A 14,459-nucleotide genomic window follows, 5' to 3' on the forward strand; every position below is an offset into this window, starting at 1 on the left:
CGTTCGCGCGGGCGGGGGCGACGTACGTCACACCGGGCGCAGCGCCGCAGGTGCGGCCGCGACGACCGGCGGACGCCGGCCGGCCGCCTCGACCAGCGCGGCGATCGGACGCGGGTCCGACTCGTTCTCCGGATGCCACTGCACACCGAGTACGAACGGCAGGGCCGGGTCCTCCACCGCCTCGATCACGCCGTCCGCCGCCCAACCGGTGACGGACAGTCGACCCGGATCGGCCACCGCCTGGTGGTGGTACGAGTTGACCCGGTCCACCCCGGCCAACACCGCCGCGGCGAGGCTGCCCGCCGCGAACCGCACCGCGTGGTCGCCGTAGACGCCGGGTGCCGGGCGGTGCTCGTCGTGACCGACCACGTCCGGCAGGTGCTGGTGCAGGGCACCGCCGTAGGCGACGGCGAGCAGCTGCATACCCCGGCAGACACCGAGCACCGGCAACCCGGCGGCGAGCGCGGCGGCCAGCAGGGTCAGTTCACCGGCGTCCCGGTCCGGCCGGTCCTCGGTACGCGGATGCGGTGGCTGGCCGTACCGCCCCGGGCCCACGTCGGCACCCCCGGCCAGCAGCAGCCCGTCGAGGACGGCCACCACGTCGGCGTCCTGGTCGTCCGGAGGCACCACCACCGCCCGGCCGCCGGCGGCGGTCACCGCCCGCACGTACGCCTGCGGCACCAGCACGGCCGGCACGCCCCGCCAGACCGCCCAGTCGGCCGGCTCGACGTACGCGCTGATCCCGATCAGCGGCCGCCTCACAGCGGGGTGACGTACGCGCCCGTGATGCCGCCGTCGACCACGAACTGCGCGGCGGTCATGAACGAGGCGTCGTCGCTGGCCAGGAACGCCACCGCGGCGGCGATCTCCTCCGGCTGTCCGAACCGTCCCATCGGCACGTGCACCAGCCGACGGGCGGCCCGCTCCGGGTCGGCGGCGAACAGCTCCAGCAGCAGCGGGGTCGCCACCGGCCCGGGGCAGAGCGCGTTGACCCGGATGCCCTCGCGGGCGAACTGCACACCCAGCTCGCGGGTCATCGCCAGCACCCCGCCCTTGCTGGCGGTGTACGCGATCTGCGACGTCGCGGCACCCATCAACGCCACGAACGAGGCGGTGTTGATGATCGACCCCTTGCCCTGCCGGCGCATGTGCGGGATCGCGTACTTGCAGCAGAGGTAGACGCTCGTGGTGTTGACCCGCAGCACCCGCTCCCAGGCGTCGAGGCCGGTGTCCAGGATGGAGTCGTCGTCCGGCGGCGAGATGCCGGCGTTGTTGAACGCGATGTCCACCCGGCCGTGCCGGTCGGCCACCCCGTCGAACAGGTCGCGTACCGCCGACTCGTCGGCCACGTCGGTGGACACGAACTCGCCGCCGCACTTCTCGGCGGCCTTCGTACCGGCCACCTCGTCGATGTCCACGCAGACGACCCGGGCCCCCTCGGCGGCGAACCGCCGCACGGTGGCCAACCCGATGCCGCTGCCCGCTCCGGTGACCACGGCCACCCGGTCCTGCAACCGACCCTGCACTGGCGTCACTCCTCCGTCGCGATGAACACGTTCTTGACGTCCGTGAAGGAGTGCAGAGCGTCGGGGCCCAGCTCACGGCCGAGCCCGGAACGCTTCATCCCACCGAACGGGGTCCAGTAGCGCACCGAGGAGTGCGAGTTGACGCTGAGGTTGCCCGACTCGACGGCGCGGGCGAGCCGGAGGGCGCGGCCCACGTCCCGGGTCCAGATCGAGCCGGAAAGGCCGTACTCGGTGTCGTTGGCGAGCCGGATCGCGTCGGCCTCGTCGTCGAAGGGGAGCACCGAGACCACCGGGCCGAAGATCTCCTCCCGCCAGTGCCGGTCGGCCGGCGAGTCGGCCAGCAGCACGGTCGGCGCGTGCCAGAAACCGGGGCCGTCGGGGCAGGACCCGGTGAACGCGACCTTCGCCCCGGTCACGTACCCGGCGACCCGGTCGCGCTGCGCGGCGGAGATCAGCGGCCCCATCTCGGCGGTGTCCCGGCCCGGGTCCTCCACCCGTACCGCCCGGACCGCCGGTTCGAGCAGTTCCAGGAAGCGGTCGTACACCGGGCGTTGGACGAGGATCCGCGACCGTGCGCAGCAGTCCTGGCCGGCGTTGTCGAAGACCGCGCCGGGCGCGGTCGCGGCGGCGCGTTCCAGGTCGGCGTCGGCGAAGACGATGTTCGCGCTCTTGCCGCCCAACTCCAGGGTGAGCCGCTTCACCTGGGTGGCGCAGCCGGCCATGATGCGCGTGCCGACCGCGGTGGAGCCGGTGAAGCAGATCTTGCGGACCGCTGGGTGGCTGACGAACCGCTCCCCCACCACCGCGCCCTCGCCCGGCAGCACGGTGAACACGTCGTCGGGCAGGCCGGCCTCGCGGGCCAACTCGGCCAGGCGCAGTGCGGTGAGGGGGGTCAGCTCGGCGGGTTTGAGCACCACGGTGTTGCCGGCCGCGAGGGCCGGGGCGAACCCCCAGCCGGCGATCGGCATGGGGAAGTTCCACGGCACGATCACCCCGACCACGCCGAGTGGCTCGTGGAAGGTGACGTCCAGCCCGCCGGGCACCGGGATCTGCCGCCCGGTCAGCCGCTCCGGCGCTCCGGCGTAGTAGTCCAGCACGTCGCGGACGTTGCCGGCCTCCCAGCGGGCGTTGCCGATCGTGTGCCCCGAGTTGCGCACCTCCAGCGCGGCCAGCTCGTCGAGATGCGCGTCGACAACGGACGCGAACCGCCGCAGCAACCGAGCCCGGTCCCCCGGAGCGACCCCCCGCCAACTCTCGAAAGCACGAGAAGCCCGCGCGATGACGGAGTCGACCTCGTCCACCGAGGCCGCAGCAACCTCCAGAAACCCCACCCCACGAGCGGGATCCACCAGAACCGTCACACGCCCCACCCCCTCTTCACCCGGTCGATCATGGAGTTGTGGTGCCCCACAAAAGCCGCCTCACGCTACTCTCCGCCCACCACAACTTCATGATCGACGCGGTGAGGGGTGGGGACGGAGGGGTCAGAGGCGCTCGAAACCACGGGTCAGCTCCCAGTCCGTCACCGCGGCGTCGAACGCCGTCAACTCCACTCTCGCCTGGTTGGCGTAGTGCGCCACCACCTCGTCGCCGAACGCCTCCCGGGCCACCGTCGACGCCTCCCACAGGGCGAGGGCGTCGCGCAGGGTGCCGGGGACGCGCTCGGCCTCCGGGTCGTCGTACGCGTTGCCGGTGCACTCCCCGTCCAGCTCCAGCTCCCGGTCGATGCCGTGCAGCGCGCCGGCGACCAGCCCGGCGATTGCCAGGTACGGGTTGACGTCGGCGCCGGGCACCCGGTTCTCCACCCGCATGCCCTGCCCGTGCCCGACCACCCGCAGCGCGCAGGTGCGGTTGTCCACACCCCAGCGCAACGCCGTCGGGGCGAACGACCCCGGCTGGTAGCGCTTGTAGGAGTTGATGTTCGGGGCGAAGAGCAGGCTGAACTCCCGCATGGTGGCGAGCAGACCGGCGAGCACCCGCTGCCCGGTCTGCGACAGGCGCGCCGGCCCGTCACCGAGCATCGCCGACGAGCCCGACAAGTCCCGCAACGAGAAGTGGATGTGGCAGGAGTTGCCCTCCCGCTCGTTCGGCTTGGCCATGAAGGTGATCGCCATGCCCTCCTGGGCGGCGATCTCCTTGGCGCCGTTCTTGTAGATCACGTGGTGGTCGGCGCAGGCGACCGCCTCGTCGTACCGGAAGGCGATCTCGTGCTGGCCCAGGTTGCACTCGCCCTTGGCGCTCTCCGGGGTCAGCCCGGCGCCGGCCATCTCGGTGCGGATCCGGCGCAGCAGCGGCTCGACCCGGGCGGTGCCGAGCAGGGAGTAGTCCACGTTGTACTGGTTGGCCGGGGTGAGATCGCGGTAGCCACGCCGCCAGGCGTCCTCGTACGAGTCGCGGAACAGCACGAACTCCAGCTCGGTGCCGGCGTACGCGGTGAGCCCGTGCTCGGCCAGCCGGTCCAGTTGCCGGCGCAGGATCTGCCGGGGTGAGGCGACCACGTCACCGGAGCCGTCCAGCCAGGTCAGGTCTGCCAGGAGCAGCGCGGAACCGGGCTGCCAGGGCGTCCGCCGCAGCGTGTCGAAGTCCGGCACCATCGCGAAGTCGCCGTAGCCGCGGTCCCAGCTCGACATCGCGTACCCGTCGACGGTGTTCATGTCGACGTCCACGGCGAGCAGGTAGTTGCACCCCTCGCTGCCGTTGGCCACCACCTGGTCGAGGAAGTACGGCGCGTGGAATCGTTTGCCCTGGAGGCGGCCCTGCATGTCGACAAGGGCCAGCACCACCGTGTCGATCTCGCCCTCGGCGACGGCGACCCGCAGTTGTTCCAGCGTGAGCGGAGCTCTTCTCATTCGCGGGCCTCCATCACCAAGGTCTACTGGCAAACCGGATCACCGTCAATGCCCCCGGCGCGGTCGGCGGCAAACCACGGTGGGATCCGCGCGACCCTGATCGACCCCGTCAGTCCGGTCCGTCGACCGCCGCCGGCTGAGACTCGACGGTCGGGTCCTCGACGGTGCGGACCGGGCCGGTAAACCACTTGCGGGCCGAGGCGTACCACCAGACGGCGACCACCAGCAGCACCCCGCCCACGGCGAGCGGCGCGTAGTTCACCGCCGACCAGGTGAAGTCGTCGCTGCCGGGCACCCCGGCGGGCACGATCGGCAGCACGAAGTAGACCGCGATGATCGCGATCTCGATGACCGCGATCCAGCCGAGCAGTTTGTACTTCCGCCCGAGGGTCCACGGGCCGGGGGTGAACCGGTCACCCATTCGCAGTCGCAGCGCGATCGGGATGAGGAAGGACAGGTAGAGCCCGAGCACCGCGACGGACACCACCGCGTAGAACGCGATCGGGATGCCGGCGGAGCTCTCGTACAGCGCCGGCAAAGTGAGCACCAGACCGGCCACGGTGGCGCCGATGATCGCCTTGACCGGGGTGCCGTTGCGGTCGACCGAGGACCACAACCGCCAGCCGGGGACCGCCCGGTCGCGGCTGAACGCGTACGCCATCCGGCTCATCGAGGTCACGCAGCTCATTCCGCAGAAGAACTGCCCGATGGTGGAGATGATGATGACGATCTTGAAGAAGACCGGGGTGAGCGCGGACTCGAAGATGGCACCGGAGAAGCCGCCGGCCGCGTTGACCGCCTCGACGTCGGTGGCCGCGAACAGGAACGCCAGCAGCAGGATCCAGCCGCCGACCGCCGAGTAGAAGATCGACTGCCAGAGCCCTCGGGCGGCGGCCTGCGAGGCGCCCCGGGTCTCCTCGGAGACGTGCGCGCAGGCGTCGAAGCCGGTGATCGTGTACTGGGTCAGCAGGAAGCCCAGCGGCAGCACGTAGAACCAGAACGTCAGCCCGCCGACGTCGCCATCACCGAAGCCGGAGTTGTTGAACCGCTCGGTGAACACGAACTGGAAGCTCTGGTGGTTGTCCGGGACGAAGACCAGGATGGCCACCACGACGGCCGCGCCGGCCACGTGCCACCAGACCGAGACATTCTGGAGTACGTCGATGATCCGGTGCCCGAAGATGTTGATCAGACCGTGCAGCACCAGGATGATCACGAAGAGCAGGAAGGCCTGGCGTAGCGTCCCCGCCCAGCCGTCGAACAGCGCCGACAGGGTGAGGTTGAGAAACGTCGCGCACCCGTAGTCGACCGAGGCGGTGACCGCGACCAGGCCGATCAGGTTGAGCCAGCCGGTGAACCAGCCGTGCACCGGCCGACCCATGGTCGCCGCCCACCAGTAGATCCCGCCCGCGGTGGGGTACGCCGACACCAGCTCCGCCATGCAGAAGCCGATGATCAAGATGAACAGCGAGATCAGCGGCCAGCCCCAGGAGATGGCGACCGGTCCACCGTTGTTCCACGCCTGCCCGAAGGTGGTGAAACAGCCGGCCAGGATCGAAATGATCGAGAACGAGATGGCGAAGTTGGAGAAGCCGCTCCACTTGCGGCGCAGCTCCTGCTTGTAGCCGAGTTCGGCGAGCCGTCGGGCATCGTCGTCCATCGGCTGCTCGGCGGTCGGCACGGGCGTCGTGGCCACTGCACACCTCCCTGAGGGATTCCGCGTACGAGTGCGCAAAGTGTCGTCCCGCCGATCAAGGGCGGTCAATACGGTGCGGGTGGGAATCTCACCGCCGCCGGGCTAATTGCGTTGCCGCGCGCGCCCGCCGGCCCCATCCTTGAGCCTGTGACCAGCCCGTTCGCGACGGGCCTACCCGGGCACTCGGACCGCCCGGACCGCGGCGGCGCGGGGCACACCTTCCTCTCTCACGGGCCGGTGCCCCGCGCCCCCATCTCCGCGGTGATCAAGAGGTTCGCGTCACGCGGGGCGCGAATTCTGACGCAAACCTCTTGATCAGCGGAGGAAGGGCTCGCGGGAGGTCAGAGCAGGAGGAGGCCGGTCACCCAGGCGGCGGCGATCAGCAGGCCGGCGGTGAACTCGACAAGCATGGACAGGCCGGCGGCCTTGAGCGCCTGCACCGTGGACGGCCAGGCCAACTGGTTGCTGCCCAGGCGCAGCCGCTCCGCCGCCCACACCCCGACGACGAAGCCGAGCAGCAGCCCCACCACCGGGATCACGAAGAACCCGACGATGCCGAGCACCGCGCCGGCGAGCAGCGTCGACGTGGGCACGCCGGTGCGCTTCAGGTTGCGACCGGGCCAGGCGTACTTGACCACCGTGCCGCCGGCGGCGACCAGCGTCGCGGCGGCGAACACCACCCACCCACCCGGGCCGGCGCCGCCGAAGATCGCCCAGACGAGCACCCCGCCCCAGCACAGCGGCAGCGCCGGCAGGCCGGGCACCACCACGCCGGCCAGCCCGGCCAGGATGGCCAACGCGGCCACCACGGTCACCACCGTCTGCGAGTCGTTCAGGCTCACGCCGTCGCCTTTCGTCGCCACCATCGGGACCGTCCCGGACGCAACGATCCCCCGCGCGCACCCATCACGCCGCCCCGCCACGCAGCCGGGCGGTGATCGTCTCGGCCGGCGACGGCGCGCCGAAATACCGGCCCTGCCCGGTGTCGCACCGCAGCGCCCGTAGCCGCTCGGCCTGCACCCCGGTCTCCACCGCCTCGGCGGTGACCCACAGCTCCAGGGCGTGGGCCAACCGCACCAACGCGTCGACGATCCGCTCGTCGCGGTGATCGGCCGCCACATCCGTACCGTCGGCGCGGATGCCCTCGACGAACGGGCCGGCCAGCTTCAGGCAGTGGATCGGCAGCCGCCGCAGGTACGCCAGGTTGGAGTAGCCGGTGCCGAAGTCGTCCACCGCCAGTCGGACGCCCAGGTCGGCGAGCCGGTGCAGGCTGCGCAGCGGCTCACCGGCGCTGCCCATCACGGCGCTCTCGGTCAGCTCCAGTTGCAGCAGTTCCTCGGGCAACCCGCTGGTGGCCAGCGCGTCGGCCACGGTGTCCACGATCGCGGGGTCGTCGGCCTGCCGGGCCGCCAGGTTGACGCTGACCACCAGTCGGGCGTCGGGGAACTCCCGCCACCACCGTTCGGCGTCGCGGCACGCGGTGCGCAGCACCCACTCGCCGAGCCCGACGATCAGGCCGGTCTCCTCGGCGAGGCCGATGAACCGGTCCGGCCCGATCAGGCCCAGCTCGGGGTGCTTCCACCGGACCAGCGCCTCCACCGCGAGCATGCGGCCCTCCAGCAGCGACACGATCGGCTGGTAGTGCAGCACGAACTCGCCCCGCTCCAGGGCCGCCGGCAGCCCGGCGACCAGCGCCGCCCGGGCCATGTCCCGTGCGCTGCGCTCCGGGTCGTAGACCGCCCACCGGCCCCGACCCGCCGCCTTGGCCCAGTACAGCGTCGTGTCGGCGGCCTTCATCAACTCCGAGGCGCTGGTCTCCGCGACCGGGCACTCCACGATGCCCACGCTGGCCGAGACCGCCAACTGCTGGTCACCGACGTGCACCGGGGCGGCGACGGCAGCGAGGGCCGTCTTCGCCACGGCCACCGCGTCCTCACCGCCGTCGACCAGGATCACGAACTCGTCGCCGCCCATCCGGGCGACCAGGTGGCCGTGGTCGGCCACACACTCGGCCAGCCGCCGGCCGATCATCACCAGCAGCCGGTCGCCGAGGTCGTGGCCGAGGCTGTCGTTGATCGCCTTGAACCCGTCCAGGTCGAGGAAGCACACCCCGACGCGGCGGTCCGCCGCCGCGGCGGCGTCGAGGACCCGGCCCAACGTCTCGAAGAACAGCGTCCGGTTGGGCAGCCCGGTCAGCGGGTCGTGCAGGGCCTGGAACCGCAGCCGCTGCTGGAGTTCGTACCGCTCGGTGATGTCCTCGATCATGGCAACGGTGAACCGGGGCCGGCCGTCGTCGTGCCGGATCAGCGAGACGGCCAGGTCCGTCCAGACCACGCTGCCGTCCTTGCGGTGGTAGCGCTTCTCCACCCGGGCCGCGTCCTGTTTGCCCTCGATGAGTTGCTGATACAGCTCCCACATGCCGGCGGCGTCGTCGGCGTGGAACAACGCCGCCACGTTGATCCGGCACAGTTCCTCGATCGAGTAGCCCAGCATGTCGGCGAACGCCTGGTTGACGTCGATGATCTGACCGTCCACCCCGGCGATGCCGATCCCGATCGCCGCGCCGGTGAACACCGCCCGGAACCGTGCCTCGCTGTCCCGCAGCGCCTGCTCGACCTCGTCGCGCGCCTGCCAGGCCGACCGGGCGATCCGTTCCTGCTGGGCGAAGGTGCGGTCCCGCAGCGCCCGGGCGTACCCGGCGGCCAGCCCACCCTGTACGGCCGCGATCCGCTCGGTCAGGTCCGCCGGCCACCCGTCGGCCGCCAGCACCCGGCGGGGGAAGTCCGTGCCGAGGGCACGCAACGACCATTCCAGTGCCCGAGGCTCGGTGAGATGGGCCTCCACCAGGGCGCGACCGACCTCCTCCGCGGGGCGGGCGGTGAACGGCTCCGTGCGCACCGCCTGCGCCAACCGGACGGTGTGCGCCAGCAGCAGCCGCTCGGTCTCGGCCGCGCTCAGCGGCACGAAACCGAGCCGGCGCACCGCACGGGCCCAGTCGGCGGCGTAGCCCTCGGCGCCGCCCCGGCCGACGTCGGCACCGATGGGATCCCCGACGGCGGCCACGGGATCAGCCGGCGGGCTGGTCGTACCGGGCGACGCCCCCGAAGGCGCCGAACCGCTCCGGGTGCTCGTCCACGTCGGACGGTGAGTCCGGACGCCAGAGCGGCATGTGCACGACACCCGGTTCGAGGACGGTCCAGTCGCCGAAGAAGCCGGTGACCTGGGCACGCGAGCGCAGGGCGATCTCGGTGTCGGTACGCGCGGAGAGCCGCTGGGCGTCCAGCATCTCCTGCGGCTGGTCCTCGAAGGTGGAGTGCGAGATGACCAGGAAACTCCCCGGCGCGGCGGCGGCCCGCAGGGTGGCCAGGATCGCATCGGGGTGGTCGGCGTCCGGCACGAAGTGCACCACCCCGGCCAGCAGGATGCCCATCGGCCGGCTGAAGTCGATCAGCCCGAGCTGGCGGGTCTCGGCGAGGATCCGCTCCGGCTCCCGCAGGTCGGCGTGGATCACACCGGTCAGGTCGTTGCCGGCGAGCAGTTCGCGGCTGTGCGCGACGGCCACCGGGTCGATGTCGACGTACACCACCCGGGCCTTGGGGTTCGCCGCCTGGGCCACCTCGTGCACGTTGCCCACGGTGGGAATTCCGGAGCCGATGTCGAGGAACTGGTCGATGCCGGCGTCGAGCAGCACCCGGACGGCCCGGCGCAGGAACTCGCGGCCGGAGCGCATGGTCGCGGCGAGGTTCGGGGTCATGCTGGCGATCTGCTCGGCCAACTGCCGGTCGATCTCGAAGTTGTGCGCCCCGCCCAGGAAATAGTCGTACACCCGGGCCGCGCTCGGCCTGGTCAGATCGATCTCGGTCGGCAGTCCGTCCGGCATCTGTGCTCCCCAGTTCATCGCCGCGGCACGGGCGGCACCGGCGTCGACGGGCGTGTGCGACCACCGGCGGACCCGCGGGTCGAGTGGTGTGGTGTGGACCACTCTAGGCCGCCGACTCCAGCGTTCGGGAGATCCCTTCGCGCTGTTTCCGCACTCAGCCGGCGGACTCCAGCAGCAGCGAGATGCCCTGCCCGACACCGATGCACATGGTGGCCAGGGCCCGACGCCCACCGCGCCGCCGCAACTCCAGCGCGGCGGTCAACGCCAGCCGGGCACCGCTGGCGCCCAACGGGTGCCCCAACGCGATGGCGCCGCCGTTCGGGTTGACGTGCTCGGCGTCGACGGGCAGCCCCAACTCGCGCAGCACCGCCACGGACTGCGCGGCGAACGCCTCGTTCAGCTCCACCACGTCCACCGCCCCCAGCTGCACACCGGCCCGGTCGAGTAGCTTGCGGGTGGCCGGGACGGGACCGATTCCCATGATCCGGGGCGGCACACCGGCCGCCGCCGCGCCCCCGATACGGGCCAGCGGAGTGAGTTCGTACCGGGCCACCGCCGCCTCGCTGGCCACCAGCAACGCGACCGCGCCGTCGTTGACACCCGAGGAGTTCCCGGCGGTCACCGTGCCGCCGGCACGGAACGGGGTGGGCAGCGCCGCCAGCTTCGCAAGCGTGGTCTCCCGGGGGTGCTCGTCGACCTCGACCAGCCGGGTCTCCCCGCGCCCGGCCGGCACGGTCACCGCCACGATCTCCTCGGCGAACCGGCCGTCGGCCTGCGCCTTGGCCGCGCGCTGCTGCGAGCGGTACGCGAACGCGTCCTGCTCGGCGCGACTCACGCCGTACTCGGCGGCCACGTTCTCCGCCGTCTCCGGCATCGAGTCGACCCCCCAGCCGTCGCGCATCAGCGGGTTGACCAGCCGCCAGCCCAGCGTGGTGTCGTACACCTCGGCCGAGCGGGAGTACGCCGACGTCGCCTTCGGCATGACGAACGGCGCCCGGCTCATGCTCTCCACGCCACCCGCGACGACCAGCTCGGCGTCCCCGGCGACGATGGACCGCGCGGCGGTGGCGAGGGCGTCCAGGCCGGAGCCGCAGAGCCGGTTGACCGTGCTGCCCGGCACCTCCTCGGGCAGGCCGGCCAGCAGGGCCGCCATCCGGGCCACGTTGCGGTTGTCCTCGCCGGCCTGGTTGGCGCAGCCCAGCACCACGTCGTCCACCCGGGCCCAGTCCACCGACGGATGGCGCTCGACCAGCTCGCGGATCACGTGTGCGGCCAGGTCGTCGGGGCGGACTCCGGCCAACGCGCCGGCGTACCGGCCGATCGGGGTACGGACACCGGCCACCAGGTATGCCACGGTCATCGCGAGTCCTTCGGGGGTGCAGACGGCGGGGGTGGGGCACACCCACCGGGTCGCGGGGGGCTGCCGGCCGCCAGGATATCCGCGCCGGCAGCGGATAGGTTGACGGCATGGCCCGGGCCCAGTTCAGCGCAGAGACCAGTGGCGGCGGCGCGTTCGTCCGCCAGCCCAACCGGTTCACCGGTCGGGTCACCGCCGATTCGACCTCCCCGCCCGGTGGCGGCCCGGACGAGCAGGACCGCTGGCCCCTGGAGGCCGGCCGGTACCGGCTGATCTGGTGCCGTGCCTGCCCGTGGGCGCACCGGGCGAGGATCGTGCGCGGTCTGCTCGGGCTGGACGACGCGATCTCGCTGGGCACCGTCGACCCGATCCGCGACGAGCGGGGCTGGGCGTTCGCCCTCGACCCGGACGGCTTCGACCCGGTCCTCGGCGTCGGCTTCCTCTCCGAGGCGTACCTGGCCACCGACCCGGACTACACCGGCCGGGTGACCGTGCCGGCGCTGGTCGACACCCTGACCGGGCGGGTGGTCACCAACGACTACCCGCAGCTCACCCTCGACTTCTCCACCGAGTGGCGGCGGCTGCACGCGCCCGACGCACCGGACCTGTACCCGGTCGAGCTGCGCCCGGAGATGGACGCGCTGATGACCGACATCCACGCCGACGTCAACAACGGCGTCTACCGATGCGGGTTCGCCACCTCCCAGGAGGCGTACGACGAGGCGTTCCGGGCGCTCTTCGCCCGGCTCGACCTGCTCTCCGACCGGCTCGACGGGCAGCGCTACCTGATGGGCGACGCGATCACCGAGGCCGACGTGCGGCTGTTCACCACGCTGGTCCGCTTCGACGCCGCGTACCACGGGCACTTCAAGTGCAACCGCTCCAAGCTGACCGAGATGCCGGTGCTCTGGGCGTACGCCCGGGACCTGTTCCAGACGCCGGGTTTCGGGGAGACCGTGGACTTCGACCACATCAAGCGGCACTACTACGGCACCCACCACGAGATCAACCCGAGTGGGATCGTGCCGCTGGGGCCCGACGAGTCCGGCTGGACGACGCCGCACGGGCGTGGCTGAGCGGGCCCGGGCCGGCACCGCGAGCACGCCGGGCATCCGGGCGGATGTCGGGCGCCGGGTCGCCGCGTCGGCCGCCGCCGCCGGATGCACGCTGGCCGGCGCGGCCGCGGTGACGGTCGCGCTGGTCGCCGGTCCCGGTCCAGGGCTCACGGGGTACGTCAGTGAGGCCGGTATCGCCGGCAGCGCGCACGCCGTGACGTACCGGATCGGGGTTCTCGCCCTGGCCGCCGCGTTGCTGTTGGTCGCCGCGGCGCTGCCTCCCGGTGTGCGGGCGGCGCCGGCTCTGCTCGCCAGCGGTGCCGTTCTCACGGCCGTGTCGGGGGCGGTGACCTGCTCGGCCGGTTGTCCGTTGCCGCCGTTCGAGCGGACCACGGTGGCCGACCTCGTGCACGGCGGCGCGAGCATCGCGGCGACCGCGGTGGTGGTCTTCGCCATGGTCGCGCTCACCGTGTCCGGGCCGGTCGGCCCGGTGGTACGGCGGGTGTCCGGCGGCACGGTCGCGCTGACGTTGCCGCTCTGCGCCACGGTCGGGCTGGCCATGCTCGTCGTCGGCCGGGGCGCCCTGGTGGGCATGGTGGAGCGGCTGGTCCTCGGGCTCGTGGTGCTCTGGGGCCTGACCACCGCCACCGCGTTGGCGCTGACCCGCCAGCGGGACGGTCTGTAAGGAGCCTCACGGCTGACACTCGTTGCGATGGAGGCGTGCCGGGGTAACGTCGGTCACCGATGACCAATGTCTGGGGCCTCACCGTTCGCCTGTATGTCGATCTCCGACTGCAGGCCAGCGGCATCTGTCGGGCGTAACGCTCCCACCCCGCCCGGATCAGACCATTGGATACGTCCGGCTGCGCCATCGGGACCGCACCGAGCCGGAGCCAGCCGCCGCCGACATCCGGCCGGAACTGAACCCCGTCCCCGCCTGACCCGTTCTTACCGCGTCGGACCCCTCGTTCGGGGGGTCCGACGCCGTATCGAGAGGATGACGACATGAGCTCCCTGTTCACACCACTCGCCCTGCGCGGGGTCACCCTGCCCAACCGGATCGCCATGGCGCCCATGTGCCAGTACTCGGCCGGCCCCGACGGCCTGCCCACCGACTGGCACCTGATCCACCTCGGCACCCGCGCCGTGGGCGGAGCCGGGCTGGTGCTGACCGAGGCCACCGCCGTACTCCCCGAGGGGCGGATCAGCCCCCAGGACACCGGGCTGTGGTCCGGCGCGCACGTGGACGCGTGGCGACCCGTCACCGCCTTCGTCGCCGCACATGGCGCGGTGCCGGCCGTCCAGCTCGCGCACGCCGGGTTCAAGGCGTCCACCTACCGGCCGTGGGCGCCGGCCGACGGTGGCGTACCGGACTCGGAGGGCGGCTGGACGCCGGTCGCGCCGAGCCCGGAGCCGTACAACGCCACCTACCGGGTGCCCACCGCCCTCGACGCGGCGGGCATCGCCGGCGTCGTGGACGCGTTCGCCGCCGCCGCGGAACGCGCTCTCGACGCCGGGTTCGCCGCCGTGGAAGTCCACGCCGCGCACGGCTACCTGCTCAACGAGTTCCTCTCGCCGCTGACCAACAAGCGCACCGACGAGTACGGCGGTGACCGCGCCGGTCGGATGAAACTCACCCTGGACGTGGCCCGCGCGGTGCGTGCCGTGGTCGGCGAGGACGTGCCGGTGCTCACCCGGATCTCCGCCACCGACTGGGTCGAGGGCGGCTGGACGATCGAGGACAGCGTCGTGCTCGCCAGTGAGCTGGCCGGTGTCGGCGTGGATCTCGTCGACACCTCCACCGGTGGCGTGAGCCCGCACCAGCGGATCGCCCTCAGCCCCGGCTACCAGGTGCCGCTGGCCGCCCAGATCCGCCGCGAGGCCGGTGTGCCGACCGGCGCGGTGGGCCTCATCGTGGAGCCGGAGCACGCCGAGCAGATCATCGCCAGTGGCGACGCCGACCTGGTGCTGCTCGGTCGGGAGCTGCTGCGTGACCCGTACTGGCCCCGCCGCGCCGCCGCGAAGCTCGGCGTCGCGTACAGCGGGCCCGCCCAGTACGCCCGCGCCGCCTGAACCCCGCCGGTCGGGTGGCCGCC

At 72.2% G+C, this 14,459-nt stretch carries 12 protein-coding genes; 3 read left to right on the top strand and 9 right to left on the bottom strand.

Going from position 1 to position 14,459, the window contains the following annotated elements:
* Positions 1-27: 27 nt before the first annotated feature.
* The 9 genes from F8271_RS03740 to pcaF form a co-directional block, all read right to left on the bottom strand.
* Positions 28-762 (bottom strand): gamma-glutamyl-gamma-aminobutyrate hydrolase family protein, encoded by a 735-nt coding sequence (locus tag F8271_RS03740; RefSeq protein WP_151488165.1) that lies wholly within the window; start codon positions 760-762, stop codon positions 28-30.
* Positions 759-1,526, bottom strand: coding sequence for a 3-oxoacyl-ACP reductase (locus F8271_RS03745; protein ID WP_151488166.1), 768 nt, complete (start codon positions 1,524-1,526; stop codon positions 759-761). Before F8271_RS03745 ends, F8271_RS03740 begins: the two co-directional genes overlap by 4 nt.
* Positions 1,527-1,531: 5 nt before the next feature.
* Positions 1,532-2,887 carry an aldehyde dehydrogenase gene (locus F8271_RS03750; protein ID WP_151488167.1) on the bottom strand — a complete coding sequence of 452 codons (1,356 nt, stop codon included), beginning with the start codon at positions 2,885-2,887 and terminating at the stop codon, positions 1,532-1,534.
* Between the two features lie 123 nt (positions 2,888-3,010).
* A complete protein-coding gene (locus F8271_RS03755) occupies positions 3,011-4,375 on the bottom strand; it encodes a glutamine synthetase family protein (protein WP_151488168.1) in 1,365 nt (454 codons plus the stop codon).
* 109 nt (positions 4,376-4,484) lie between these two features.
* Positions 4,485-6,071 (bottom strand): amino acid permease, encoded by a 1,587-nt coding sequence (locus F8271_RS03760; RefSeq protein WP_151488169.1) that lies wholly within the window; start codon positions 6,069-6,071, stop codon positions 4,485-4,487.
* A gap of 341 nt (positions 6,072-6,412) precedes the next feature.
* Positions 6,413-6,913, bottom strand: a complete 501-nt coding sequence (locus F8271_RS03765; protein WP_151488170.1) for a DUF456 domain-containing protein — start codon at positions 6,911-6,913, stop codon at positions 6,413-6,415.
* A gap of 64 nt (positions 6,914-6,977) precedes the next feature.
* Positions 6,978-9,134, bottom strand: a complete 2,157-nt coding sequence (locus tag F8271_RS03770; RefSeq protein ID WP_151488171.1) for a bifunctional diguanylate cyclase/phosphodiesterase — start codon at positions 9,132-9,134, stop codon at positions 6,978-6,980.
* A gap of 4 nt (positions 9,135-9,138) precedes the next feature.
* On the bottom strand, positions 9,139-9,969 hold the full coding sequence (locus F8271_RS03775; RefSeq protein ID WP_370461853.1) for an SAM-dependent methyltransferase: 831 nt from the start codon (positions 9,967-9,969) through the stop codon (positions 9,139-9,141).
* 136 nt (positions 9,970-10,105) lie between these two features.
* Entirely contained in the window at positions 10,106-11,311 is a 1,206-nt protein-coding gene (pcaF, locus tag F8271_RS03780; RefSeq protein ID WP_151488173.1) for a 3-oxoadipyl-CoA thiolase, read from the bottom strand.
* Positions 11,312-11,418: 107 nt separating this feature from the next.
* Here pcaF and F8271_RS03785 point away from each other — a divergent pair, with 107 nt between their 5' ends.
* The 3 genes from F8271_RS03785 to F8271_RS03795 all read left to right on the top strand — a co-directional run bounded on the left by F8271_RS03785 (position 11,419) and on the right by F8271_RS03795 (position 14,436).
* Positions 11,419-12,384 (top strand): glutathione S-transferase family protein, encoded by a 966-nt coding sequence (locus F8271_RS03785; protein WP_151488174.1) that lies wholly within the window; start codon positions 11,419-11,421, stop codon positions 12,382-12,384.
* Positions 12,377-13,048: a DUF998 domain-containing protein gene (locus tag F8271_RS03790; RefSeq protein WP_225854143.1), complete on the top strand. Its 672-nt coding sequence runs from the start codon at positions 12,377-12,379 to the stop codon at positions 13,046-13,048. Before F8271_RS03785 ends, F8271_RS03790 begins: the two co-directional genes overlap by 8 nt.
* Before the next feature lie 320 nt (positions 13,049-13,368).
* Positions 13,369-14,436, top strand: a complete 1,068-nt coding sequence (locus tag F8271_RS03795) for an NADH:flavin oxidoreductase/NADH oxidase (protein WP_151488175.1) — start codon at positions 13,369-13,371, stop codon at positions 14,434-14,436.
* The last annotated feature ends 23 nt before the right edge of the window (positions 14,437-14,459 follow it).

It is taken from the genome of Micromonospora sp. ALFpr18c, assembly GCF_008868155.1.
Classification (GTDB): domain Bacteria; phylum Actinomycetota; class Actinomycetes; order Mycobacteriales; family Micromonosporaceae; genus Micromonospora.

What these genes read in the sequence shown, in the direction of transcription:
- F8271_RS03755 (WP_151488168.1), bottom strand. Translation starts at nt 4,375, where the DNA reads ATGAGAAGAGCTCCGCTCACGCTGGAACAACTGCGGGTCGCCGTCGCC.
- F8271_RS03775 (WP_370461853.1), bottom strand. Translation starts at nt 9,969, where the DNA reads ATGAACTGGGGAGCACAGATGCCGGACGGACTGCCGACCGAGATCGAT.
- pcaF (WP_151488173.1), bottom strand. Translation starts at nt 11,311, where the DNA reads ATGACCGTGGCATACCTGGTGGCCGGTGTCCGTACCCCGATCGGCCGG.
- F8271_RS03785 (WP_151488174.1), top strand. Translation starts at nt 11,419, where the DNA reads ATGGCCCGGGCCCAGTTCAGCGCAGAGACCAGTGGCGGCGGCGCGTTC.
- F8271_RS03795 (WP_151488175.1), top strand. Translation starts at nt 13,369, where the DNA reads ATGAGCTCCCTGTTCACACCACTCGCCCTGCGCGGGGTCACCCTGCCC.